The organism is Emticicia sp. C21 (genome assembly GCF_003418935.1).
Lineage (GTDB): Bacteria > Bacteroidota > Bacteroidia > Cytophagales > Spirosomataceae > Emticicia.
Genome location: NZ_QVMT01000007.1, coordinates 1 through 24,749 on the forward strand (window position 1 = coordinate 1; position 24,749 = coordinate 24,749).

A 24,749-nucleotide genomic window follows, 5' to 3' on the forward strand; every position below is an offset into this window, starting at 1 on the left:
ATAATGGAACGATATTCTTTTAAAACTGCTTCTACACAGTGAAGCTTAAACTCATAAGTATATTTGTTTCTCTTTCTCATACAAATACCCTCAAGATGTGTCTAACTTTTTGGGGGCAGTGCAATGCTGGTAACCTTTTTCGATTCCGCTTTTGTGCTTGACACTAATTATCTCGTCTTCAGCAAAAAAGGTTCCCACCATAACTAGGCGTCCCCATTGGTCACCTTTTCTGATGCGGCTTGAGTGGCTGGCGCTTGGAATCCACCACTTTCTCGTTCAAAAAGGTTCCCACCGTGTTGGTAACCTTTTCCGTCTGTCCCGATTTTCTTTTTCTTATCCTCCATAGCGATAATGTTATTTAAATTGTAATTCACTACTGGGTGGCCCTTAAATTTCCAAATTAGAATTGTGCTTTCAAAGTATTTAAGGAGTTTTTTGGTGAAATCAAACTGTTGCGTTATTCTCCGCACTGCGAGACGCCCAATCTCTACTATAGGCAAATATAATTCACAAATTTCTCTCTGATTTTTTAGCATTATAAAAAGACTAATCAATCCTATCTATTTAATTTGTATCAGATTAGTGCATCAGTTCTCCCTGTCAAAACCTTAATTGATAGATTCTTGTTAAGATAAAAACACAATTTCTTAAACATGATAAACTCCGTCAAATCAGACACTATTATCAAGTTCAATGGTCATGAGCCATTTGAAAAACCTGATTTGGTGGTGGTTGAAGAACCCCTGGAAATCAGAGTGGGTTATGGAGCCGAAGATAAACGTCAACAGAAAAGTGTTTATGTGACTATGCGAACTCCCACAGGTCATGATTTTGAGTTAGCCCTGGGATTTTTGTTTACAGAGGGTATAATTAAGCATTTCAGCCAGATCATATCTATTCATTATTGTACTGATAATCAACAACAAATTCAGGAGAATATTATCAGAATAGAATTAGACCCAACGGTTAAATTAGATTTTCAGAAATTAGAACGGTACTCATATACCACGTCCAGTTGTGGTATTTGTGGCAAAGCTTCTATTGAAGCGATTCAGATACTATGCCCTGTTCCTACAGTTTCCTCGTTAAAAGTTTCGTCTGATTTTATTTATCAATTACCAAACATTGTTGAGGAAAGACAGGTTTTCTTTAAACATACAGGTGGCTCTCATGTGGCAGCCTTGATAAAACTAAAGGACCCCAACAAGGGAGATTTATTATTGTTACGCGAAGACATTGGTCGACACAATGCTTTAGATAAAGTGATTGGAGCAGCATTACAAAAAAACCTGTTTCCACTCTCTGATACTTTATTGTTTATGAGTAGCCGGGCAAGTTTTGAGTTGATTCAGAAAGCAGTCATGGCAGGTATTTCAATCATGGTTTGTGTAGGGGCTCCTTCAAGTTTGGCCATTGAAACCGCCCAGACCTTTGGAATGACCCTGATAGGTTTTTCAAGAGAACATAGTTTTAATATTTACAGTGGAAGCGCAAAAGTAATGAATTGAGCGTATGAAAAAAGAGCAGATTGATCATAACAAAAACAGCGTTAATCCGCTGACTCCTATCGATTTTACAGGTATTGAAACAGATAAACCCGCCAAAGAAGCTGCCGGAGTGAAAGCGGTATATTCATCATTAAAACACGTTTTTGGGGCTATGCCTGTGGGTAGAGGATTAAAAGCATTACTGCATCTGAATCAAAAAGGAGGCATTGATTGCCCCAGTTGTGCCTGGCCCGACCCTGATGGACACCGCTCAAGAATAGCCGAGTACTGTGAAAATGGCGCCAAAGCCATTGCAGAAGAAGCCACAACGCTAAAAGTAACGCCCGTATTCTTTCAGAAATATTCAGTAACAGAACTTTCTCAGAAATCTGACTATTGGCTCGGACAACAAGGCCGATTAACGCATCCGATGATCCTGCGGGAGGGACAAACGCATTATGAAAAGATAGCCTGGGAAGAGGCCTTTCAATTAATTGGTCAATATCTTAATCAATTAGCCTCACCTGACGAAGCTATTTTCTATACCTCTGGCAGGACAAGTAACGAGGCCGCTTTTCTCTATCAGCTTTTTGTGAGAATGTATGGAACCAATAATCTACCCGATTGCTCGAATATGTGTCACGAATCGAGTGGTTCGGCTTTGGGAGAGACTTTAGGTTTAGGTAAAGGTTCGGTAAAGCTTGACGATTTTGAGAAAGCAGAAGTGATTATGATTTTAGGGCAAAACCCGGGCACTAATCACCCAAGAATGCTGACTGCGCTTGAAAAAGCCAAAAGAGCAGGGGCAAAAATCATGTCTATCAATCCACTGATAGAGACAGGTCTGCTACAATTCAACCATCCACAGGAAGTAAAAGACTTATTGTTTGGCGGCGAAAAACTGACAGACACTTACTTACAAGTTCGAATTAATGGAGATTTGGCACTTCTGAAAGCCTTTAATAAAATCCTGTTAGAAGCAGAGGAAAAGAAAGGTAATGTATTAGATAAAGAGTTCATTAAAGACCATACCGAGGGATATGAAGCATTAGTTGAAGACCTGAAAAAATATGAGTTAGAAAGCCTGGCGGCCGATTGTGGCGTTCCGCTCAATGAAATACAGGAAGCAGCTCAACTATTGATCAATCATGATAAAATTATCATTTGTTGGGCAATGGGGCTTACCCAGCATAAAAACTCTGTGCCTACTATCAGAGAAGTAGTGAATTTACTTTTGCTCAAAGGCAGTATTGGTAAAGAGGGTGCAGGTACTTGTCCGGTACGTGGACATTCAAATGTACAGGGTGACCGCACAATGGGGATATATGAAAAACCAAAAGCTGAGTTTTTGAATAAACTGAAAGAAGTTTTCCAGTTTTCGCCGCCTCGTAAAAATGGCTACGATACAGTAGAAGCAATCAAAGCCATGGCTGAGAAAAAAGCCAGCGTATTCATAGCCATGGGTGGTAATTTCTTATCAGCTACACCAGACACTGAGTTTACAGCCAAAGCCCTGCAAAATTGTGATTTAACAGCCCATGTTTCCACAAAATTGAATCGTAGTCATTTAGTACATGGTAAAACTGCTTTAATATTGCCTTGTCTGGGCAGAACTGATATTGACCAGCAAGCCACTGGTAATCAATTTGTGAGCGTCGAAAATTCTATGGGTGTGGTGCATAGCAGTCAGGGAGTATTAACTCCACCTGCTGAAACACTTCTGAGTGAACCTGCGATAATTGCAGGTATTGCTAACGCTACTTTAGGTAATAAACCTTCTACCGCCAATTGGGAATACCTAATCTCCAATTACGACCATATCAGAGACGTGATTGAGCAGAGTATTGACGGCTTTGAAAATTATAATGTGAGAGTGAGACAAGATGGAGGCTTTTATCTGCCTAATGCCCCACGTACCAAGAAATTTGCTACCGATACAAAGAAAGCCAAGTTTAGTATCAATGTTTTGCATACGATTCAATTAAAAGAAGAGGAATATCTGATGATGACCATCAGAAGCCATGACCAGTTTAATACAACTGTATATGGCTTAAACGACCGTTACAGGGGTATTTATAATGAACGTAGGATTATTTTGATGAACGAATCGGATATCAAAGCAGCAGGTTTACAGACTTATCAGGTAGTGAATCTCCATAATCATTTCGGAGATGTTGCCCGCATTGCCGAAAGATTTATTATAGTTCCATATAGTATTCCTGCTAAATGCGTAGCCACTTATTTTCCAGAGGCAAATGTCTTAGTACCTATCGATAGCTATGCAGATATAAGCCAGACACCCACTTCAAAATCGGTAGTAATTACCATTGAACCGGTAGTAGAATCGGGTGCGATTGTATTTGCGAAATAGAAAAAATTTGTACCTTTCAGCCACAATCTGGTACAACCTACACCTCTATGAAACCACTATTACTTATACTTATTTCCTTTTCTATTCATGCACAACCTCACATGCCCCCGAACCCAATCAAAAAGTGGATTTGGAGATTCTTCATTATGGAAAAAAGAACAATATATATCATTTGTTGCTTGTTTTTAACACTGACTGTTTCGGCGCAAGGAACAGTCAAACAACAAGTTACTGAAACTCTTCGAAAACAAATATTAAGCCAAGCCGATTGGGCTATGAAGCAAGCCCCTGTTACAGTTACAGCCAGTAGTAGTATCCGCAGTCAGGGGACAATTCATGATTTTTATTCAGAAGGAGATTATTGGTGGCCTGACCCAGCCAATCCTGATGGACCATATATTCAGAAAGATGGTTTGACCAATCCCGATAATTTTGTTGCCCACCGTTTAGCTGTGATTCGGTTCAGCAAGATTATTGGCAGTTTAGCATCGGCGTATGTATTGACGAACAATCCACAATATGTGGCTCAAGCTTCTAAGCATTTAGAGGCTTGGTTTGTTAATCCTGCTACCAGAATGAATCCATCGCTACTCTATGCACAAGCCATTACCCGTAAAGTATCAGGCAGAGGTATTGGTATTATAGATACCATTCATTTGATGGAAGTAGCGCAAGGAATAATTAAAATGGAGAAAGCAGCTAATATTGATAAAAAGCTACTGGCCGATATAAAAAACTGGTTCGCCGAGTACCTCAACTGGCTCACCACCCATCCATATGGTAAAGAAGAAATGGAAGCCAAGAATAACCATGGTACGTGCTGGGTGATGCAGGTAGCCTCATTTGCCAAATTGACTAATAATCAAAATCTGCTTGAGTTTTGCCGCAATCGCTATAAAACAGTTCTATTACCCAGGCAAATGGCAGCCAATGGTAGTTTTCCTTTGGAACTTGGTCGTACCAAACCTTACGGCTATTCGTTATTCAATTTAGATGCCATGGTGATGATATGCCAGATACTCTCAACCGAGCAGGATAATCTCTGGGAATTTAGCACACCCGAAGGACAGACCATCAAAAAAGGCATTGAATTTATGTATCCTTATGTGGCAGATAAAAGCAAATGGTCTTTTAAACAAGATGTGATGTACTGGAATGACTGGCCTGTGGCTCAGCCTTTTCTTGTTTTTGGAGCAGCTAATTTTCAGCAAAATAATTGGCTACAAACCTGGAAAAGTTTAGAGCATAATCCAACCACCGAAGAAGTAATCAGAAATTTACCTATAAGAAATCCAATTATTTGGTTTTAAATGTTGTATGAAAAAAATCTCTCTTTTAGTCGTTCTTATTTTCAGTTTAGCCCAAGTGAGTTTTGCACAAAAAGACATGAATGTTATGACCTACAATATCCGTTTGGGCATTGCTTCCGATGGTGATAATCAGTGGAATAATCGCAAAAATAATCTGGCAAGTATTCTTACCTACTTTGATGCTGATATTTGTGGCATGCAGGAAGCCTTCTATAGCCAGATCCAAGACCTTGAAGCCTTATTGCCTGATACTTATGCATGGGTTGGCAAAGGCCGTGACGATGGCAAAGAAGCTGGAGAATTTTCGTGTATCTTTTACAGGAAAGATAAGTACACGATGCTACAAACGAATACTTTCTGGCTGAATCAACATCCTGAGACAGTAGGTTTAGGCTGGGAAGCTAAGTATAATCGCATTGTTACTTACGCCAAATTTGAACGCATAGTTGATAAGAAAATCTTCTTCGTTTTCAATACTCATTTCGACCATGAGGCAGTCATAGCCCGTAGAGAAAGTGCCAAACTATTGTTATCGAAAATTAAAGAAATTGCTGGCATCACCCCTACCATTATTACAGGTGATTTTAATGCCGCTCCAAGTAAAGAACCCATTCAGATTCTCACAGATATGGCTAACCCAGACCATTTGCTTGATACTGAAAACATATCGCTCACCCCCCATTTCGGGCCTTATAGCTCGTTTACAGGTTTTCAGTCAAAAGAACAAGAGGGGATGAGAATTGATTATATTTTTGTAAAAAATGGAGACTTCAAAGTCAAAAAGCATGCAACGATTTCGATGTCGTGGAATGGTAGATTTGCCTCTGACCATCATCCTGTGTTAGCTACGCTATCGTTCTGATTAATTGAGTGATTGAGCAACCGACGCCCGGTGAATGGGTGATTAATGAAAAAAATCAATAAAAAACAGATTGAACGCTACATCAGAAAGCACGTTCAATCTGTTTTTTCTTATTCCAGGGGGCTGTAGTCTGGCGTGATAAATCGTATAAAAACCAGATGACTATAGCCAGGAATAAAATAAATATAATTCTGAAAATAAGGCGATTGTTAGTGCCTTTAGTATTATTTGCCATTCAATTAAAAACAAAACTTAATTACTATTCAGTTTTTGCAATGTTGCCCGGTGAATAGGAGTTTAAAAATTTACCACTCTTGTTCGAGATTTCAGCCCATTTAACATTCTCAAACTCTATTACAACAACCCCAGCTTTTTCCATAGACCCACCAATATCAGCACGGGTAAGATACTCAGCAAAAAAAGTAATATCAGGGTTGTGCCCAAAAATAGCCACTGATTTTACTTTGTCGTCCAGGTTGTTCAAAGCTGCCAGATAAGCCCTTGCTCCTCCCCCATAAATAGCCTCATCTAAAACAATTTCATCAGCATCTTTATGTAATTGTTCAGCAAAAATCTTGGCAGTCGATTTACAGCGGTCGGCGGCACTACTTACCAATAACTCAATTTTTATACCTTTTTCTGCTAAAAATTTCCCCATACGGGCCGATTCGATGATACCATGTGAAGTAAGGTTACGGTCAAAATCCCGAAACATAGGAGTATTCCCCCCTTCTTCAGCGGTAGCATGACGAACTAAATAAAGCAGTTTTTTCATATTTTCAACGGTTTTGGCACGAATATACAAGCATTCTTAGAAATTAATTAAATTTTTCTGAATTATTCATAAAAAATTATCCTCCAAATCAGAAAGTATCTGAATCAGTATTTTTAACTGGAAATGTTTTTTAAATCTCATTCAAACCTTTACTATTACAACCAAAAGAGCAATCATTCTGTTTTTCAGTTTTAGCAGTATTGTCCAAAAAAATTATATTTGCAGCAATATAGCTCAATTAACATATAAAAAGCCCTCAGGCAAACTACCCACAAATTTATGATTGATTATAACCCAAAGAATTGGTGGAAATTCATTTTCTACTTTCACAAAGCAGATACTTTCCGTAAACTAATGCCTGCCATGCTGGGTCTGGCTGCTTATACTGCCGTATTTGCTTATATAGAAAATAATATCCTGCATTATGTGCCTATTAAAAATCCGCTTACCGTTCACTCTTTAGTAGGATTTGTATTGTCTTTACTGCTTGTTTTCAGAACGAATACAGCTTACGACAGATGGTGGGAAGGCCGTAGATTATGGGGTAGTTTTGTTAATAATTCAAGAAATTTTGCTTTAAAATTAGCTACTTTTTTACCTGAAAACCATCCGGCAAAGGAAACTTTAAAAATCCTGATAGGCAATTATGTACATGCGGTAAAAGACCACCTGCGTGGAAAAGTACATATAGAGAACCTGGTTTTTACGGAAGTATATGATCAGGACTACTACAAAACTTTCAAACATATTCCGAACAGAATATGTCAGGCTATTTATACCGAAATTCATCAATTGCACAAGTCTGGCATTATTAATGCCGAGCAGCTAATTGTGCTCAATAATGAAATTTCATCTTTTACTGATAACCTTGGGGCTTGTGAGCGGATTAAGAACACCCCCATTCCGGTTTCTTATAATATTTTCATCAAGAAAATCATTTTTATTTATGTGTTTACCATGCCAATTACGGCTGTTTTGGAATACAAATTCTGGTCTATCCCAATTGTAACGCTTGTATTTTATGCTTTTGCAGGGATAGAAATTATGGCAGAAGAGATTGAAGAGCCTTTCGGGACAGATGCTAATGATTTAGGGCTTGACACTATTGTGAAAAACATCAAGGGGAATTTGGCTGAAATTTTGTAGGTATTTCATCGAAAGTAAAGTATATTTACTAAAGTAAAACAAATTCAGCAACCTATCGTTAATTACTTACGTCAATATAACTGAACGCTAAATATACTTTTGAACATGAAATTTACATCCGCAAAATCTCTGATTTTGGGCCTATTTTTAACAGGGAGTGTTCTCTCCTGTAAAGTAGACAAAAATGAACCTGCGCCAGGCAATACCGATACTACCAATCAAACTATTAATAATTGGGTTTATGACAATATGAAGTATTGGTACTTATGGTCAGACCAGATGCCTGCAAAGAAAACTACTAATGATTCTCCGGAAGACTATTTCTATACATTATTAAATGACTATCCAAATACCGATCGTTTTTCGTGGATTCAGGAAGATGTAGAGGCACTTACCAACTCGTTAAACGGAATCAATAAAGTTTTTGGCATGAAGTATACCATCTACTATCTTGATAACGCACAGACTAACGTAGGATTTTTTGTTACGTATGTTATAAAAGGTAGCCCTGCCGAAAAAGCCGGGTTGAAACGTGGAGATATTATTCTGACAGTGAACGGTACACAGCTGGATAAAAACAATTATAATACACTAATGAGTCCAGAGACAGCTACTTTTGGTCTGGGAAAAGTTGCTAGTAATGTTTTTTCTCTAAATGGTACTACGGTACAGGTAACTAAAGCTGAAGTGCAGGATAACCCTGTACACTTCTCGAAAGTGATTGAAAAAGGTAATAAGAAAATCGGGTATCTGGTATACAGCCAGTTTATCAGTACTTTTGATGCTAATCTTAGACAAGTATTTGCTGATTTCAAAAGTAAAGGCGTAAATGAATTGGTGCTTGATTTAAGACTGAATCCTGGTGGATATATTTCTTCTGCCGATGTTCTGGCTTCATTGATTGTGAAGAATCTGAATACAGATAATGTGATTCATAGTGACGAGTGGAATGCCAATGTAACGAAAGACAGACCGTCTTACACTACACCTACAAAATTCAGAAATGAACCAAATAACTTAGGAACACTGAATCGTTTATATGTACTAACTTCAACTGGAACAGCCTCTGCCAGTGAGTTGATTATCAACGGACTAAGACCCTATATGGATGTTATTCTGATTGGCGCTCATACTTATGGGAAAAACGTAGGTTCAGTAACTATATCTGACTCACAAAAACGTTGGAAATGGGCTATGCAACCAATCGTTCTGAAAACCATCAACTCTAAAGGTGAGTCAAACTATGGGACAAAGAATGGGTTTACTCCTGACTACGCCGTAACAGACAATGTGATTCCTTTTAAACCTTGGGGTGACGAAAGCGAGACCCTTTTGAAAAAAGCATTGGAGCTGATTACCGGACAGGTAGCTACACAACAAATTGCGCCTAATGCCCGCGTATCTATTTCAGAGATGAAAGGCGAACCTTTGAAAGTAAACGAGTCTGAAAACCCATATCAGAACCGTAAGGAGATGTACGTAACTTTCCCGAAATAAGAAGATTCATTTTAATGATACATAAAAAATACCGATGGAGCAGTCCATCGGTATTTTTATACGGGTAAAGTCAAATTTATAAAAGTCTGGAAGAAGCAATTTTAATATCAGCATATTTCCATGCTTCATCAAATTGCTGTTTTACCACGCCATATTTTTTCTTGTCCCCTGTTTTATCGTACACATTCATTAGCCCTTTGAGCGCCCAACCGTTTTTGGGATACGTTTTTAAATCCTGCTCATAAACCTTAATTGCTTCCTCATATTTTTCTCCCTCAATTAATATAGCGCCCAGATGATGGCGGACAGAAAAGAACCAATCGGCAGGCTCGTTATAATTAAGTGCATCTTCTTTAGCAACAGCTTCCTTTAATAGCGCAATTGATTGTGCATAATTCTTTTCTTTGGCATTAATCTCTCCTTCCACGGTCTTCGCAGCAATTACACACAAATCATATACATTATTGATATTCCAGATGGTTATGTTTTTTATAGTTGTATCCTTAAGAATACTTTTCATTTCAGTTAGATGCTCCTTGGCTGCTGTCGTTTTATTTTGCGAAATCATGGCCATTGCCTGAGCATAATGCCATATTACTGAAGGATATTTCAAGTTTTTCTCAGGAGCCTTTGATATTAGAATATCATCCCACAAACCCAGTTTTACCTGTACATACCACGGAATTGTATAATAATGCTGTAGAGTACCCCAGGCAGGGTCAAGCATCAGTTTTTTATGGGCATGGTCTGCCGTTTGCTTTGCGCCAATTATTGCATGCTTACTCTCACCACTCAGGGTTCCGCAAGCCGCAATGAAATGGTAATTGTGAGGATAATATCCTAGCGGATATGCCCCCTGCGCATGGCACGCTTCTACATACAAACTATCAACCAACGATGCTTGTTGATTAACTATTACTCCTTCATGATACTTCCCGATCCGGATATAGATATGCGATGGCATATGAATCAAATGCCCCGCACCCGGCACTAGTGTTTCAAGTAACTTAGCGCTTGTCAAAGCCGTCTCTGCATGCTGCGACATTTCCTGTGCATGAATATAGAAATGGTTGGCACCTGCATGTTTAGGATTTATCTGTAATGCTTTCTCTAGTACCTCTACAATTTCAGGTGTCCAGGGTTGCATGGTTCCATCGTTTTTCCATAATTGCCAGGGATGTAAATCCATAACAGACTCAGCAAAAAGCGTAGCCACATCTGCATCATTCTGATACTTTTTATAAACATGTCTCATGGCATCCATATAAGCCAAGTCTAACTGAGCACGTGGAATAGCCGAATCATTAGAATAACGCTGGCTTAATGCCTGAATCAGATCTTTTTCTTTTGATGTAGCACCGGCCGAAAGTCTCTGCGCCTTTTGCACGGCATCATACGCTCTCTGGAAATTATCAGGTTCCATTCCGGCATTATAATTAGGCCCTAACACAAAGGCAAATCCCCACCAGCCCATCGCACAGCTTGAGTCCTGTCTTGTCACCTCAAAAAAAGACCGGGCCGATTCGGCATGATTAAAACCATAGGCCAGCATTAACCCCTGGTTAAAGTATTTTTGTGCTTCATCACTTTTGGTAGTAACCGGAAAGTTAATACCCTCTAACCCTGGTAAAAGCGGCGCTTTTTTATTGGAAGAATACCATTTTTTATCTATTACCTCAGGCAAAGCACAGACTGACATGGGCGATTTACTGCTTGTCTGCTGATTATTTTCCGACTTTTTTTTGCAAGCTGGAAGAAGAATGCTCAAATACAGAAAGTAGTGTAAGAATCTTTTCATCTTTAAAAAGTTTAGGTGTTTCATGGACACACTAAGGTACACACTTTTCAATTAATTCTACAAATACTTATTACTCCCTTCTAATTTGCTTATTTTAAGGATAAATCCATTCTTTTTCAGAATGGTAGCATAGACGCAACCATGGAGTTCTGTGCATATTTTCTTCTATGCCACCTAATGGTAGAAATTCCGAAAGTAAAATTTACCTGACAAAAGTATTGTCAACGCTTAATCACCCGTTAACTTTTTCAATGCATTAATCGCGCTTGTAAATTTTGGATTAATGGCTAAAGCCTTCTTATACATTAGAATTGCATTTGGCTTATCTCCCGAATCAGCTAATGCCATCCCCAAGCTGTCATAAACGTTTGCACTGTTCGGAAATAAAACCGTGTTCAATCTCAGCACTTCCATTCCCTTTGCTTTGTAATTATTAAAGAACATACCAATGCCATTCATATTCATTTCATGTTCATCTAAGTAGAAATGAGCAGTATCTGCTTTAATACTGTTTAGCTGAGCCCAGGCAGTATTTATATCGTGTTTAGTCAATGTTCTGACAAACTCGTTTGCTACTGATTTTTTATCTGTCTGGGCCTTTCCACCATTCATCAAGTACATAAGGCTCATGGCCGTATTATGCGTACTGCGGTGGGTTATATTATTGAGCACGATAACTGTCTGGTTTCTGATTATATTCCGGCTAAACATGGTTACGGCGCCGGGCATTCCGCCTGTATGAAATACTACTTTACCATACGTCGAATCTTTTAATATACACCAACCCAGGCCAAAGTATGATTTGGTGTTTTTCCAACCCGTTTCAGCCAACTCTCCGTTATTCAGGCGTATAGGGGTAAAAGCCTTATCCAGTGAGGATTGTTTAATTATTTTACCTATATATAATGATTGGTCAAATTTCAGAAGATCTTCTGAGGTACTGACTACATTAGCCATGCCAATCAAACCATCTATATGATGTAATTCTATGTGGTTATGTCCTAATGAGTCTGCTCTCTGCAACACCCAGGGTGCAAAATACAAATAGTCATACCCAACTACTCTATTTGGGTCATTGACTTTTATTAATGGAGTGTTGATATACGTATGCAACATGCCCGCAGGTTTGAATACATATTTGCTCAGATAGTCAGGAAACGAAGTTTTGGTTATTTTTTCAATAATGAGTGCCAGCAAATTGTATCCCGGATTTGAATAACTCCATTTCTCACCCGGGGCAGACCGGAAAGCATTTTTGTCATTATTGATGATTAAAGGGATGTCACCGATGGTAAATATTTTACTCGTATCCTGATTGTAGGGTTTTTCCAGTATCTGATAATCAGCCAATCCGGAAGTGTGAGATAAAAGCTGGCTAATCGTAATAACTCCATTATCTAATTCGGGAATGTATTTTTTAACAGGATCATTTAAGTTGAGCTTTCCTTTTTCATTAAGCTGCAAAATGGCGATCGATGTGAATAATTTGGAGACGGAAGCCAGATGGAATGCCGAAGCTGAAGTAACGGGTGTATTTGTTACAGAATTAGCAATACCATTTGATTGCTGATAGATAATCTTTCCTTTTTCGGCTACCAGCACGTTTCCAGAGAGCTCATACTCTGAAACCTTAAGGGTTACCAGACTGTCAATCTGATGTATAAGATTTTGTGCAGAGGCATAGGTACTGAATGTAATCAACAGAAGGCTAAAAGTAATATTTTTCATGTAATTGTAATTTAATTGGATACATGCAAAATTACCACGTAATATTTCCTGAAAATTGGATGAAATTAGCGTATCGCTATTTTACAAACTGTTTTGGCGAAAAGCCGGTAGCCTCTTTGAATGCCCTGATGAAATGACTCTGATCAAAAAAAGCACAGAGATAAGCAATTTCAGTTAAAGGTTTATCAGTAGAGTTCATTAAATGGAGTGCCCTTTCAATTTTTAGTCTTCTCCGGTATTCTCCTAGACTGCAACCGAAATATCTGGCAAAATATTTCGACACGGTTACCGGATGTATGTCGGCTGCTGAGGCAATCTGATTCAGCGATATTTCTCTGTCCCAATTATCACAGAGCAGTTCGTGCACTACCTGCGTCCAGCGTGGGGATGCATTTTTAATGGTTGGTGATTGCAACTGGAGTAAATTGAGAATTAACATAGCAATGCTGTCATCGCAGATATTATCCTGCATGTGTAGTTCCTTATAGAGTCGCAGCATAATATAAGACGAACCGGGAGTTCCTGATATTTTTTCAAAATCAGATTCCTTGAGTGCATAGCGGTTAAAAAATTCCGGTTCCAGTTCAAGGTTAATATTTTTACCAATGGGCGTAACTAAAGAGATATGATGTTCTTCGCCTGCCCGAACGTAAGAGAATTGTTCGATACTGGTGTTCAGACCTGCATGTGATTTTCTACCCACTGCCATACGCCCTGTAAGTCCGAAACTCAGATGAGGGTTTTCGTGCGTGTGCAATACCGGTACCGTCTGCTCATGGTTATAGTCGGTTAGGCTAATCAGCAAGCCTGAGGTCGAAACTGTGCTGTGCACTCTGCCTTGATATTCTCCACGTGATAAATTCAACATTGAATGCTAATTTTAATCAAAGGTAAATATTTGTGCCGTTGATGCAAAGACATTGATGCGGTGGATTGTTTATTCTATATTTTTAAACTTCGAAGATGAGGTTTTAAGAATGAGTCATATTTTTTTTAAACTTGAATCTTTCAGATTTTTGGCAAAATCTTTTTTAACTGATTCGACTGAATGTGTATAACTTTCTGCAAGCCTGAAAATCTCCACACAATTTGTGGGAACTCAGTAATCAAATCCACCCGAAATTAGCAGTATATCTGATTTCAATCGTCGTCATCATCATCCCCTTCTTTTAGCACTAGGAATGCACTTCTTTTAGGCGCAGGCATGGGGCTGTTTAGTCCTTTAATAGATTGCCATACAATCTGGCTGAACTCCAAATCATTAATTAAATCGGGTTTCGATAGGTCAAATTCAGCTGATTTGATTGAATTTCTATTGACAGCCACATTGCGCTCATCCAGATTAATGTTATTTTTCCGAGCCACAAACCCCTTACTATCAGTCGTCTTGCTAAAACAACGCCACATCGGAGTAGCAGCAGCATCGTATTGGCTCATAGGAGGAATCCCCAGAATTAACTCCATCGTACGCAACATACTTGAGGTTGAATACATGGTATGATCCACGTAACCACGTTTCACATAACCCCCTGCCACATAGGCAGTTGAGCGGTGTGCATCCACGTGGTCTGAGCCATTCTGTGCATCATCTTCCAGAATAAATATGGCTGACTGCTCCCAGATACCAGATTTAGACAGATGTTCAACCAGTTTCCCAACCGCCAGGTCATTATCAGCCACCATAGCTTCAGTAGTTGGCATCCCCACTCTCGCGCCGGCAGTATGGTCATTACCCAAACGAACAATGCTTAATTTCGGTACCTTGTTTATAGCCAGTAAAGAATCAAAATCAACTTTCCAGGCCTCAAAACGAGTCACATCTTTGATATTAAGATTATAAGCCGGGAATTTCAGACTACAATTTTCTTTAAGATTGGGTAGTTTTGCGCGCTGCTCAGAAAATTCGCCATAAGACCTGAAAGTTACACCCACACGATGAGCAAAATCCCAGATAAACCCATTTTTCGGATAGGCAATTTCACGGCTACCCTCATAGTCATATGTACCACCACGACCACCATAACTGGTTACCCAGGTCTTCTCCACATAGTCATTGGCATAAGCCGCCGTTGACCAGTTGTGTCCGTCAGCACTGACTTCGGCATCAACATAAAAATTGTCCAATAAAACAAACTCTTTCACCAAAGCATGCTGATTAGGTGTAATTCGTTCAGGGAACAAACATAAAGTTGTATCACCATTGCCACCTTTTATATCACCCAAAACCTGATCATACGTACGGTTCTCTTTAATCACATAAAAAACATATTTAATAGGCGACTTCTGTCCTAATTTCGTCGGAATCGGGTTTCCTCTCTGTCCTTCAGTTTCTATTTCTTTGGTTTTAGTATAAGGCGTGTTTTCGTAAACGATTTTTGAATAATCAGCTAAAGTTTTTTCATCCGGAAAATCAAAAATTGATAATGTTCCTTTAAACAATCCACCAATATATTGTGTGCCACGCACTGCCTCAGGGTTAGCTCCTTTAAATTGTGGACTCTTGGAACTCACAGGATTTGGTCCTTTTGGATTAGGAGAAGACGAAAGCCCTTTACCATTGGTTACATAAATTTTATTACCGATTGCTTTGACAGAAGTCGGATACCAACCTGTAGGAATAAAACCCATTGAACGGCTTTTACCCCTCTCTTCTACCTCAAAAACAGCCAGACAGTTATTATCGGCATTAGCTATAAAAAGATACTCTTCATCGTCGCTCAAAGCAACACCGTTTGGTGTTGAACCAAGGGGTGAATCGGGATATAGTGCGCATGAAAGCGTCTCGATACGTTGCTTTTGCCTGGTATCAATAACCGAAACCGTATTATCGTTTCCATGAGATACATATAAGTACTGACCATCTTTGGTAAGCACCATATCATTCGGGTTTTTATCAACCACAATTTCATCGGTGACTCTTGAGGCAGCTATGTCATAAATCAGGATTTTTGCACCACCCCAAGACGATATGTAAAGCAAACTCTTATCGGGCGAAAGCACACACGTAAAGGCTTCCGCCGTAAGAGGAACCTTTTTCAGTATACTTCTGGAAGCAATATCCAACTGATACAGCATATTATTTTCTTTAGTAACTACAAAAATGTGCTTATCAGTTGCACAAAGTCCTGCCGGTGAAACTTTTACCGGCCATGGTTTATCCAGGATAATCTCACCATCTTTTTGCAACTGGTTATTCTCAATTTTATAAATATTGATTTTATTATCATTACCAGCCGATGCGTAGAGATACTTTTCATCAGGACTAAAGGCTAAACCTAACCACGATTTTTCGATGGGTTCATCATCTAAAATTGTTTCGGTTGCGGTATCGATGAGGGTGATACTTTGCGTGCTTTGGCCATTATTGGTAACAGCCAGATACTTTTTTGAGGGAGAAACTACCAGATTCAGTGGTAAATCCTGTAATTTCAGGCTTTTGCCTATGGGAGTTAATGCCCAGCCATTGGTTAATTTTATTCTTTTCAAACCATGTTTTTTAACGTTGGCACTACTGGAACTGGTTAGATTGCCGTTTGTCTTTTGATTTTTACAACCGAGTATCAAGCTCAGAATCAGTGCAATTATGGCTAAGTTTTTCATGCTTGTAAAGTTTGTTAAAAAGTAACAGAGCCTGACCCAACCAATAGCCAAACTCTTCAATGTTGAATGCGAGATTAAATTGTGGTGCAACCCGAGATAGTCATCTTTGGTTTTATCTGACAATTTTATAAAATTAAAACAATCTACCGAAAAACCTGATGGTATGATTTTAAAAAGTTTTATGCGCAAAACTACTCTTGCTATATAAAGAAAATGTTAAGGAATGGTTGCCAAAGCGTTAATAAGTGAGAAGTTTGTGCAAAGATAAACTCAGAAATCCTGCTAGCATTTTATTGACCCAAAATAGAGGTTGTGTCAAAAGTGTGTGGTTAATAAAAATATACAGATAAGAAAACGAAAGCTGTCATCTTATACATAGTCAGGAAAGCTTACTCCTTTCAAATTCAATCACAAATGTAGTTCCTTCATTCACTTCGCTTTCTATAGATATTTTTCCTCCTAAGGCTTCTACCTGTGTCTTTACCATGTGCAGCCCCATTCCTTTCCCTTCAGTATGATAATGAAAACGCTTATATAAGCCAAAAACCTGGTCTCCTTTCTTTTTTAAATCTATCCCAAGACCATTGTCCTCGAAAGTAAGAACAAGCCTATTATTGATTAACTTACTTGTAATTCTGATAAAAGAATCAGTATCTGTTCTTCTGTATTTTATACTATTTGAGATAAGGTTATAGAAAATACTATATAAATAGCTCTTGGTTGTAGTAAACTCATTAACTGCCGAAAAATCACTGACAATAGCAAACTGCCCCTCAACAATCATGTTTCCTATGCTGAATTGTATATTTTCAACCAATTCTGAAAAGTGTACTGTTTCCTTTAATTGATACAAATGCCCATCTTTTCTGAGCAGAATATGATTCAAATCAAGAATTACCTCATCCAGTTTGTTGATTGATTTAGAAAGTTCGCCTATCATTAGTTTTTCCTGCTCTTTATCTAAATTCATGGTTTCCAGAACATAGATTATTCCACTAATATTAGCTACTGGTGCCCTAAGATTATGTGAGACAATATATGCAAACTGCTCCAGATTCTCATTGCGCCGAATGATATCATCGGTCATTTTAATGCGTTCCCGCTCAGCCATTTTTAGTGCGGTAATGTTTCTGGAATAGCAGGCACATCCGATGATTTTATCTCCTTGTATGATAGGATAAAAAGAAATTTCAGACCATATTTCAAAAGGGCTGGTCAGATGGTCAATAGTTCTGAAAACTTCTCCCGCAAAAGCTCTTTCGAAAAAAGTACTGTAGCGGGCAAGTTGCTCTTTTGTAAATTCAGATTTAATAATGGCAGTATCTTCTGAAAGAGACTTCCCGGTTACCTCCTGAATTAAGTCATCAAATGCCCTGTTGCAAGTAATTAAGTCCATATTTTTATCTACACTCCACATCAGGTCATCAGTGCTGTTAATCAAGGCATAAAAATTCTTCCGATCAAACTCTTTCTGCCGCTCAGCGATTTTTTTCTCAGTAACATCTCTTACAAAAACCAAATGTTGCCCATTATCCATGGTACCCCCGCTTAAGTCTACATATACCGCTTCACCATTTTTACTTCTTAAGCGTCTCTCATATCGAATTTCTTCACCTGGTTTTAGTTTCTGTATTCTAGGTGGGTTTAATTCTATATCTTCTTCAAAAAGAATATCTCTTATTTTCAAATCCTTAAATTCATCTTTCGAATAACTTAGCAAATTGCACATACTGGTATTTACTTCAATGAATTGGCCATTGGCATCGGTGATAGAAATAGCATCAGGTGCCTGTTCGAAAAGTGTCTGGTACCTTATCTCACTGATTCTCTTTTTTTCTTCGGCTTCTTTCTTTTCGGTAATATCCCGATAATTACCAATAATGGCGCTGATATTATCTTCATGCAATAAATTTGTAACAATACCTTCCATCCATAATATATGCCCATTCTTATGATTTAAAGGGAAAATAGTATGAACAGGAACATTCGGATTTTGTAGAATTTTCTCAAAGAATTGTACGGAGCGATTCTCTTGTTCCTGGTTCATAATCCAGGTAAATGACTTGTCTATCAATTCTTCAATAGGGTATCCTGTTATTCTTTCAAAAGCCGGGCTTATATAAATAAAATTTCCTTTGCTATCAAATGTAGCAATGATATCTCCCGCATTTTCTAGTAATAACCGGAATCGTTTTTCATTTACTTCTAAATTACTTTGATGCATTTTTAGCTCCTGCTCCAACTTTTGCTGCCTATCAATAATATTCTGCAATCCATTCAAAAGCTTTGGTAATAAGACCGAGAAAATTAAACTCAATAAAATCAGATTGGCAGAAACAGCAATCCATGAACCAACCGAAGAAAAAGGACTTGTAGCGCTATAAAGCCATTGAAATCGAATAGCAAAATATAAAAGAATACAAATAATAATATTAGTTACAACAGACAAATAGCCAAATTTTGCCGGAAATATGAGAACAATGAAAATGGTGACTCCGAGCAAATAAAGAAGACCCGGGCCGCTTGTACCAAGGTAATAAATTAATACAAGAGCAACCGAATAGAGAATTCCGATAAATATTACCTTACGAATGAGAATGCTTAATCGCTTGCTAAAAGAGATAAGTATTACTAATGAAACTGCAAGCACATCAACTATGGCCAGTATAGGAATACCTCCTACAATTGACATGATTACGCCGGGCACAAGCGCTAAAAAACTAATAGGTATCCAATAGATAAGAAGAATAGTAAACAGGCGGTTTTGCCAATATAATAACCCATCTTTTTCAGTATAAGCACCTAAGCCGTTTCTTTGAATAAGTTCCTTGTAGGTATTCCAGATATGCATATCGAATAAAAGTGGGACTGAGTCGAAACACAAAAATGTCATTCGAAACATAGGTTTATTAGCAAAAACCTATCCATTCACCCAGATTTTATTCAATTAAGTGTTTAAAAATACATATTTAAAGTTCAACGAAGTTTTTTATTTACGTATATATTGTGCCGTCCCGCTGTTTAAAGTTGTGGCATAAAATTTGCTTTTCGGCTAAACAAAATCTGATTATCTTTTGTCTCAAAGTAGTCATTGATTAATGTTGAGAAATAGTTAATCAGCAAGATTGAAGTAATTTGGTATCAACGTTTATACATTTTTTGAATACGATCAACGTAAAGGGAACTGATTGGCTCTATCTACTTTCAAGGCTGGACATATAAATACATTTTTACAAGAAAGTAAATAGATATTTGTCTCAAATACATTAAAAAAAATTAAACTATGATTCAAAAACTACTTTGTATTGATGATGACGAAACAACTTTGCTTTTAATAAGAGTGGTAGTACAGAAAGCACTTTTTGCCAAAGAAGTGGTTACTTGTCTGAGCGGCAATGAAGCCCTCAGTTATTATCATAATTTAAGTAATGTTACTGACACCAAGATATCAGATGCCCCTCAGTTAGTTTTTCTCGATTTGAATATGCCTATGATGAATGGATGGGAATTTCTTGATGAATTTATTGAAACTTACTACCCGAAATTTGGACATACAAAGGTGGTGATACTCTCATCATCAACCAATCCGGCGGATAAAGAAAGGGTAAAGAAATATCCGATGATTATTGGTTATATTTCCAAACCTCTTACAGTAGATTTATTAAAAAAGTTGATAGGTTAATACAAAGAAATTTTCGCCTGATATATACGAAACAAAAAAGTCCCACCAGATTGCTCCGGTGGGACTTTATATAAATCAATATATTGATTACTTCACATCGAATGTACCACGACCAATACTGAAACCTTCTGAATAAAGTTCAATAGTGTATTTGCCTTTTTCATAAGATGCTCCACGTGAATAAACGAAATCTACATTCTGGCCAGAATTATCATACATTACTGTTTGTTTAGAAGTATAAACGGTTTCGTTTCCTCCAAAATTAAATGTACCTGAGCCTGTCGCCATGTCTGAAACTACATTGCCCTTAGGGTCAAGTAATCTCATATAAATAACTTTCTCTTCTCTCTTCGTAAGCGGATTCTCAGCTAGTTTGAAAGATATTTTTACCTTATCTACTCTCTTCGCTTTGTACTCGCCACCATCACGTTCTTTACCACGAGAGTTGATTGCATTTACATTTACATTCATGGCTTTCAATGCAGCGGCTAATGTTACTTTTTCGGTAAGTTCTTTATTTTTCACACCAACATTATATACTGAGTCTGCTAATGCTTGTTTGTCGGTTTTCAGACCAGACACCTCTGTTTTCAGGCCGGTATTTTCATTACCTAAAGTCTCGTTTTGTGTTGTTAGTACTGCGTTTTCTTCTTTCAACTTGGCAATTTCATTGTCTTTTTCTGTCAATGCCAGTTCGTAATTTTTGATTTTACCTTCGTATTGTTTAATACTTACACTTTTTGAGTTAACTAGATTTTTCTTGTCTTGCTCTAATTGAGCTTTCAACGCTTGTAAATCCTCTACTTGTCCACCTAAAGCTTGTACTTCGGCAATTTTTGCATCAAGTTGTACGGCAATGGAATCAAGTTTAGAGTTGGTAAGGAGCAGTTCTTTTGTTTTTTGCGAAACGTCAACATTTTTTGAATCAATGTCCTGACGCGCATTAAAATAAAGGAAGCCAAATAGTGCTGCTAAAGCACAGGCTAAAACAAGTCCGGCGGTCATAGCCGTGTTACTTCTTCTTTCTTGAGTTTGTTCCATAGAAATCTGAATATTTAGTATTTAACGGTTTAGGCTTATTAACGACAAAACTAGCCTTTTATTGAATATGTTTCAGAAAATTACCGAAAATGTCGTTATTTTTTTTCGCGAAATTCTATACGAATCTCTATTTTCGTGAAATTTTATTAATACATGAAAAAATCAACTTTTTTACTAGTATTAGTTGCAGCGTTAGGTTATTTCGTAGATGCCTATGACTTGATTCTATTCGTTGTACTTCGTCATAGCAGTCTAACTGAATTAGGTGTAGTAGGTGTCGACAATACGAATGTCGGTTTATGGCTATTTAACGTACAGATGATAGGGTTATTGTGTGGCGGTATTTTTTTTGGTGTTTTAGGTGATAAAAAAGGCCGCCTCTCTGTTTTATTTGGCTCTATCATATTGTATTCTCTTGCTACCATTATTAACGGATTTGTACAGGATATCTATATATACGGAATTTTAAGATTTTTGGCCGGAATTGGTTTAGCCGGAGAATTAGGTGCCGGAATTACCATAGTAGCCGAAACTATGCCGAAAGAAAAACGTGGTTATGGTACTATGATTATGGCATCGGTAGGCGCATTTGGCGCTGTAGTAGCCGCATTAGTAGGCGATGCCTTTTATTGGCGAACAGCCTATTTCATAGGTGGTGGCATGGGGCTGCTCCTATTATTATTAAGAGTAGGTACCTTTGAATCTAAAATGTATAAGCATGCCGAAGAGCAGAATATTATCAGAGGAGATTTCTTAAGCCTCTTTACCAACAAAGACCGTTTCAAGCGGTACATAGCCTGCATGTTTATTGGCTTTCCTATTTTTTTTATCGTCAGCATACTGATGCAACTAGCCCCCGAAGTAGCCAAAGCCTTAGGTATAGAGGGGAAAGTAACTGCCGGACAAGCCGTAATGTATGTATATATAGGATTAACCTGCGGCGACCTCATTAGCGGATACGTAAGCCAGCTACTAAAAAACCGACGCAAAACTATCTTCATTTTTCAGGCTATCTGCTTATGCTTATGCCTGATTTACCTCAATCTTTGGGGAGCTAGTAACACAGCTATATTTATCATGTGTGTATTCATGGGAGCCGCCTCCGGCTACTGGATTGTTCTCATTACAATGTCGGCAGAGCAATTTGGTACAAACCTGAGAGCTACTGTTGCCACCACCATTCCAAACTTTGCCCGTGGTGGAGCCGTACCCATTTTAATAGCCCATCAGTATCTGACTAAGGCATTGAATGGCAATTTGATTTTGAGTGCTACTATTATAGGTATTGTATGCTTCGGAGCAGCATTTATTGCCAATGCTTCATTGAAAGAAACCTTTTCTAAGGATTTGGATTATGTGGAGTAATAAAATTTTGGCGCGAACTGGAAGTTCGCGCCACATTCTGATAAACAATTAGCTTTTCAAAACTGCCCAGAATAACAACAGCCAACCTGCAATCATCAGTGTACCCCCAATAGGCGCGATAGCGCCAAAAGTTTTGATTCCGGTAAAACAGATAAGATATAAAGCTCCGCTAAAAATAAGCGTTCCACCTAAGAAGCAATACCCACTATAAGTCAGATTTTTAGAAATGATTTCTTTTGCCAATATGCCAACCAAAACCAAAGCCAGGGCATGATAAAACTGGTATTTTACGGCTGTTTCAAATGTTTCCATTCTGCCCGAGGTCGTTAGTTTATCTTTTAATGCATGAGCGCCAAAAGCCCCTAGTGCAACTCCGATTGCTCCTAAAAGAGCCCCTGCCTGTAAGAAAAATTTATTCATTGTGTTATCTATATTTATATATAAGGGAATAATGGCAAAAATAAGATAGCATCGCCAATAAAAATACATAAGTTTCATGAAATTGAATCTTATTCAACAAAAATTAGTTGTATATACATATAATGTACATGTATGAAAAGATTAGACTTTTTAAAAAAGCTAAGTATTTTACCTTTTACTACCCAGGCAATGAATTTACAGGACTTAAAAAATATAACAGACAGCCTCTCTAAATCAGAGAGAATGCCGTCTATCTTCATTGGGCACGGTAGCCCTATGAATGCCTTAGCAGACAATAACTTTACGCATAGTTTACATACTTTAGGCAAGAGTATCGAACGTCCGAGAGCAATTCTGGTTATTTCAGCTCACTGGCTCACCATGAATAAAACTTATGTATCGGTTAATTCTGCTCCGCAAACTATTTATGACTTTGGAGGTTTCCCGAAAGAATTATATGAAGTAAAGTATGAACCCAAAGGTGCACCCGAAGTGGCCCGTGAGGTAATTAATGAAGTAAAATCTATTGGAATCATAGAAGAACATAAAATGGGACTTGACCACGGTGCATGGTCTGTTCTCCGTCATATTTATCCCGAAGCCGATATTCCGACATTCCAGATGAGTATTGATTTCTCAAAGCCACCTCAATTCCATTTTGAGTTAGCTAAAGAACTACAAAATCTGAGAAATAAAGGTGTGTTGATTCTGACAAGCGGGAATATTGTACATAATCTGCGTCAAATCAACTGGCATGGCGATGCTTCAAAACCTTTTGACTGGGCTATGGAATTTGATACGCTTGTGAAAAATAAATTAGATAACAGACAACTAGCTGATCTAGCAGACTTCAAATCATTTGGTACCTTAGGACAAATGGCTCACCCAAGTTATGACCATTACTTACCTATGCTTTATACAGCAGGTCTGGTCAATAAAGATGAAGCTATCAAATATACCTACGAAGGCTTTGATATGGGTAGTATCAGTATGAGGTGTTTTCAGGTTGGGTAGGAACGGTTCCCAAAAATCTTACTACCTACCCGAATCATGGTGCTACCCTCTTCAATAGCAATGGCATAATCGCCACTCATACCCATTGAAATAGTTTTGAGATATGGATGAGAAGAAAGTAACGAAGAATGAAAAGTTTTGAGTTTTCTGAATTCTTTTCTTACCTGATTCTCATCATCAGTAAAAGTACTCATACCCATGAGGCCTACAATTCTGATATTGGCAAGATTTTTCAGCGTTTCAGATTGAAGAATTTCCAGACATTCTTCTTCAGTCATGCCGCTTTTGGTGTCTTCTTCGGCAATATATATTTGTAGCAGGCAGTCAATAACCCGATTATTTTTGGCTGCCTGTTTATTTATTTCCTGTAATAATTTAAAGCTATCCACCGAATGGATAAGGCTCACAAAAGGCGCAATGTACTTGACTTTATTTGATTGCAAGTGCCCGATAAAGTGCCATTCAATATCTTTTGGCATACTCTCATATTTTTCGGTTAGCTCCTGCACATAGTTTTCTCCAAACCGCTTGAATCCTGCATTGTATACTTCCATGAGCATTTCAATAGGCTTGGTTTTAGAGACTGCGACAAGCGTTACACCTTTGGTACTTGTCTCTTTTTCTATTTCCTTTATATTGGCTACAATCGACAT

The 24,749-nt window shown here is 38.1% G+C and carries 20 protein-coding genes; 9 read left to right on the top strand and 11 right to left on the bottom strand.

Translation table 11 applies throughout. From position 1 onward, the window contains the following. Positions 1–203: 203 nt before the first annotated feature. Positions 204–536 carry a hypothetical protein gene (locus tag D0T08_RS16565; protein ID WP_116983794.1) on the bottom strand — a complete coding sequence of 111 codons (333 nt, stop codon included), beginning with the start codon at positions 534–536 and terminating at the stop codon, positions 204–206. A gap of 117 nt (positions 537–653) precedes the next feature. Between D0T08_RS16565 and fdhD the strand changes: the two genes are divergently transcribed. The 4 genes from fdhD (at position 654) to D0T08_RS16585 (ending at position 6,030) form a co-directional block, all read left to right on the top strand. Continuing rightward, positions 654–1,508 carry a formate dehydrogenase accessory sulfurtransferase FdhD gene (fdhD, locus tag D0T08_RS16570; RefSeq protein ID WP_116983795.1) on the top strand — a complete coding sequence of 285 codons (855 nt, stop codon included), beginning with the start codon at positions 654–656 and terminating at the stop codon, positions 1,506–1,508. A gap of 4 nt (positions 1,509–1,512) precedes the next feature. After that, the gene (locus D0T08_RS16575) at positions 1,513–3,858 is read left to right on the top strand and encodes an FdhF/YdeP family oxidoreductase (protein WP_116983796.1); all 2,346 of its coding nucleotides are present in this window, start codon (positions 1,513–1,515) and stop codon (positions 3,856–3,858) included. Between the two features lie 146 nt (positions 3,859–4,004). Beyond that, a complete protein-coding gene (locus D0T08_RS16580; RefSeq protein WP_116984015.1) occupies positions 4,005–5,168 on the top strand; it encodes an alginate lyase family protein in 1,164 nt (387 codons plus the stop codon). 7 nt (positions 5,169–5,175) lie between these two features. Beyond that, positions 5,176–6,030 carry an endonuclease/exonuclease/phosphatase family protein gene (locus D0T08_RS16585; protein WP_116983797.1) on the top strand — a complete coding sequence of 285 codons (855 nt, stop codon included), beginning with the start codon at positions 5,176–5,178 and terminating at the stop codon, positions 6,028–6,030. An 82-nt stretch (positions 6,031–6,112) separates the two neighbouring features. Here the strand turns inward: D0T08_RS16585 and D0T08_RS27805 are convergent, their stop codons facing one another. Together D0T08_RS27805 and D0T08_RS16590 are read right to left on the bottom strand one after the other, a co-directional pair. Next, complete coding sequence (locus D0T08_RS27805; RefSeq protein WP_199538178.1) at positions 6,113–6,265, bottom strand: hypothetical protein; 153 nt, start codon at positions 6,263–6,265, stop codon at positions 6,113–6,115. Between the two features lie 24 nt (positions 6,266–6,289). After that, a complete protein-coding gene (locus D0T08_RS16590) occupies positions 6,290–6,805 on the bottom strand; it encodes a histidine phosphatase family protein (RefSeq protein ID WP_199538179.1) in 516 nt (171 codons plus the stop codon). A gap of 279 nt (positions 6,806–7,084) precedes the next feature. Here D0T08_RS16590 and D0T08_RS16595 point away from each other — a divergent pair, with 279 nt between their 5' ends. Together D0T08_RS16595 and D0T08_RS16600 are read left to right on the top strand one after the other, a co-directional pair. After that, complete coding sequence (locus D0T08_RS16595) at positions 7,085–7,951, top strand: bestrophin family protein (RefSeq protein WP_116983799.1); 867 nt, start codon at positions 7,085–7,087, stop codon at positions 7,949–7,951. Between the two features lie 105 nt (positions 7,952–8,056). Next, entirely contained in the window at positions 8,057–9,448 is a 1,392-nt protein-coding gene (locus D0T08_RS16600) for a S41 family peptidase (RefSeq protein WP_116983800.1), read from the top strand. A 76-nt stretch (positions 9,449–9,524) separates the two neighbouring features. On the opposite strand, the gene D0T08_RS16605 is transcribed toward D0T08_RS16600, so the two are convergent. The 5 genes from D0T08_RS16605 to D0T08_RS16625 all read right to left on the bottom strand — a co-directional run bounded on the left by D0T08_RS16605 (position 9,525) and on the right by D0T08_RS16625 (position 19,476). Continuing rightward, positions 9,525–11,246 (bottom strand): hypothetical protein, encoded by a 1,722-nt coding sequence (locus D0T08_RS16605; RefSeq protein WP_116984016.1) that lies wholly within the window; start codon positions 11,244–11,246, stop codon positions 9,525–9,527. 228 nt (positions 11,247–11,474) lie between these two features. Next, positions 11,475–12,974, bottom strand: coding sequence for a serine hydrolase (locus D0T08_RS16610; protein ID WP_116983801.1), 1,500 nt, complete (start codon positions 12,972–12,974; stop codon positions 11,475–11,477). A gap of 76 nt (positions 12,975–13,050) precedes the next feature. Next, positions 13,051–13,842 carry an AraC family transcriptional regulator gene (locus tag D0T08_RS16615; RefSeq protein WP_116983802.1) on the bottom strand — a complete coding sequence of 264 codons (792 nt, stop codon included), beginning with the start codon at positions 13,840–13,842 and terminating at the stop codon, positions 13,051–13,053. A 272-nt stretch (positions 13,843–14,114) separates the two neighbouring features. Continuing rightward, entirely contained in the window at positions 14,115–16,574 is a 2,460-nt protein-coding gene (locus D0T08_RS16620) for a beta-propeller fold lactonase family protein (RefSeq protein ID WP_116983803.1), read from the bottom strand. Positions 16,575–16,953: 379 nt separating this feature from the next. Continuing rightward, positions 16,954–19,476, bottom strand: a complete 2,523-nt coding sequence (locus tag D0T08_RS16625; protein ID WP_116983804.1) for a PAS domain S-box protein — start codon at positions 19,474–19,476, stop codon at positions 16,954–16,956. 381 nt (positions 19,477–19,857) lie between these two features. On the opposite strand from D0T08_RS16625, the gene D0T08_RS16630 reads away from it, so the two are divergent. Next, positions 19,858–20,256: a response regulator gene (locus D0T08_RS16630; RefSeq protein ID WP_116983805.1), complete on the top strand. Its 399-nt coding sequence runs from the start codon at positions 19,858–19,860 to the stop codon at positions 20,254–20,256. Between the two features lie 87 nt (positions 20,257–20,343). On the opposite strand, the gene D0T08_RS16635 is transcribed toward D0T08_RS16630, so the two are convergent. Next, positions 20,344–21,297 (bottom strand): hypothetical protein, encoded by a 954-nt coding sequence (locus tag D0T08_RS16635; RefSeq protein WP_116983806.1) that lies wholly within the window; start codon positions 21,295–21,297, stop codon positions 20,344–20,346. 153 nt (positions 21,298–21,450) lie between these two features. Between D0T08_RS16635 and D0T08_RS16640 the strand changes: the two genes are divergently transcribed. Then, on the top strand, positions 21,451–22,662 hold the full coding sequence (locus D0T08_RS16640) for an MFS transporter (protein WP_116983807.1): 1,212 nt from the start codon (positions 21,451–21,453) through the stop codon (positions 22,660–22,662). Positions 22,663–22,710: 48 nt separating this feature from the next. On the opposite strand, the gene D0T08_RS16645 is transcribed toward D0T08_RS16640, so the two are convergent. Further along, a complete protein-coding gene (locus D0T08_RS16645; protein ID WP_116983808.1) occupies positions 22,711–23,082 on the bottom strand; it encodes a DUF423 domain-containing protein in 372 nt (123 codons plus the stop codon). Between the two features lie 132 nt (positions 23,083–23,214). On the opposite strand from D0T08_RS16645, the gene ygiD reads away from it, so the two are divergent. Further along, positions 23,215–24,096 (top strand): 4,5-DOPA dioxygenase extradiol, encoded by an 882-nt coding sequence (ygiD, locus tag D0T08_RS16650; RefSeq protein ID WP_199538180.1) that lies wholly within the window; start codon positions 23,215–23,217, stop codon positions 24,094–24,096. Here the strand turns inward: ygiD and D0T08_RS16655 are convergent. Further along, on the bottom strand, positions 24,084–24,749 hold the full coding sequence (locus D0T08_RS16655) for a YggS family pyridoxal phosphate-dependent enzyme (protein ID WP_116983809.1): 666 nt from the start codon (positions 24,747–24,749) through the stop codon (positions 24,084–24,086). The two genes, ygiD and D0T08_RS16655, sit on opposite strands and share 13 nt — an antisense overlap.

Bases quoted from the DNA above. Each gene is read 5' to 3' on its own strand.
- D0T08_RS16565 (WP_116983794.1), bottom strand. From the start codon at position 536: ATGCTAAAAAATCAGAGAGAAATTTGTGAATTATATTTGCCTATAGTA.
- fdhD (WP_116983795.1), top strand. From the start codon at position 654: ATGATAAACTCCGTCAAATCAGACACTATTATCAAGTTCAATGGTCAT.
- D0T08_RS16575 (WP_116983796.1), top strand. From the start codon at position 1,513: ATGAAAAAAGAGCAGATTGATCATAACAAAAACAGCGTTAATCCGCTG.
- D0T08_RS16580 (WP_116984015.1), top strand. From the start codon at position 4,005: ATGGAAAAAAGAACAATATATATCATTTGTTGCTTGTTTTTAACACTG.
- D0T08_RS16585 (WP_116983797.1), top strand. From the start codon at position 5,176: ATGAAAAAAATCTCTCTTTTAGTCGTTCTTATTTTCAGTTTAGCCCAA.
- D0T08_RS27805 (WP_199538178.1), bottom strand. From the start codon at position 6,265: ATGGCAAATAATACTAAAGGCACTAACAATCGCCTTATTTTCAGAATT.
- D0T08_RS16590 (WP_199538179.1), bottom strand. From the start codon at position 6,805: ATGAAAAAACTGCTTTATTTAGTTCGTCATGCTACCGCTGAAGAAGGG.
- D0T08_RS16595 (WP_116983799.1), top strand. From the start codon at position 7,085: ATGATTGATTATAACCCAAAGAATTGGTGGAAATTCATTTTCTACTTT.
- D0T08_RS16600 (WP_116983800.1), top strand. From the start codon at position 8,057: ATGAAATTTACATCCGCAAAATCTCTGATTTTGGGCCTATTTTTAACA.
- D0T08_RS16605 (WP_116984016.1), bottom strand. From the start codon at position 11,246: ATGAAAAGATTCTTACACTACTTTCTGTATTTGAGCATTCTTCTTCCA.
- D0T08_RS16610 (WP_116983801.1), bottom strand. From the start codon at position 12,974: ATGAAAAATATTACTTTTAGCCTTCTGTTGATTACATTCAGTACCTAT.
- D0T08_RS16615 (WP_116983802.1), bottom strand. From the start codon at position 13,842: ATGTTGAATTTATCACGTGGAGAATATCAAGGCAGAGTGCACAGCACA.
- D0T08_RS16620 (WP_116983803.1), bottom strand. From the start codon at position 16,574: ATGAAAAACTTAGCCATAATTGCACTGATTCTGAGCTTGATACTCGGT.
- D0T08_RS16625 (WP_116983804.1), bottom strand. From the start codon at position 19,476: ATGTTTCGAATGACATTTTTGTGTTTCGACTCAGTCCCACTTTTATTC.
- D0T08_RS16630 (WP_116983805.1), top strand. From the start codon at position 19,858: ATGATTCAAAAACTACTTTGTATTGATGATGACGAAACAACTTTGCTT.
- D0T08_RS16635 (WP_116983806.1), bottom strand. From the start codon at position 21,297: ATGGAACAAACTCAAGAAAGAAGAAGTAACACGGCTATGACCGCCGGA.
- D0T08_RS16640 (WP_116983807.1), top strand. From the start codon at position 21,451: ATGAAAAAATCAACTTTTTTACTAGTATTAGTTGCAGCGTTAGGTTAT.
- D0T08_RS16645 (WP_116983808.1), bottom strand. From the start codon at position 23,082: ATGAATAAATTTTTCTTACAGGCAGGGGCTCTTTTAGGAGCAATCGGA.
- ygiD (WP_199538180.1), top strand. From the start codon at position 23,215: ATGAAAAGATTAGACTTTTTAAAAAAGCTAAGTATTTTACCTTTTACT.
- D0T08_RS16655 (WP_116983809.1), bottom strand. From the start codon at position 24,749: ATGTCGATTGTAGCCAATATAAAGGAAATAGAAAAAGAGACAAGTACC.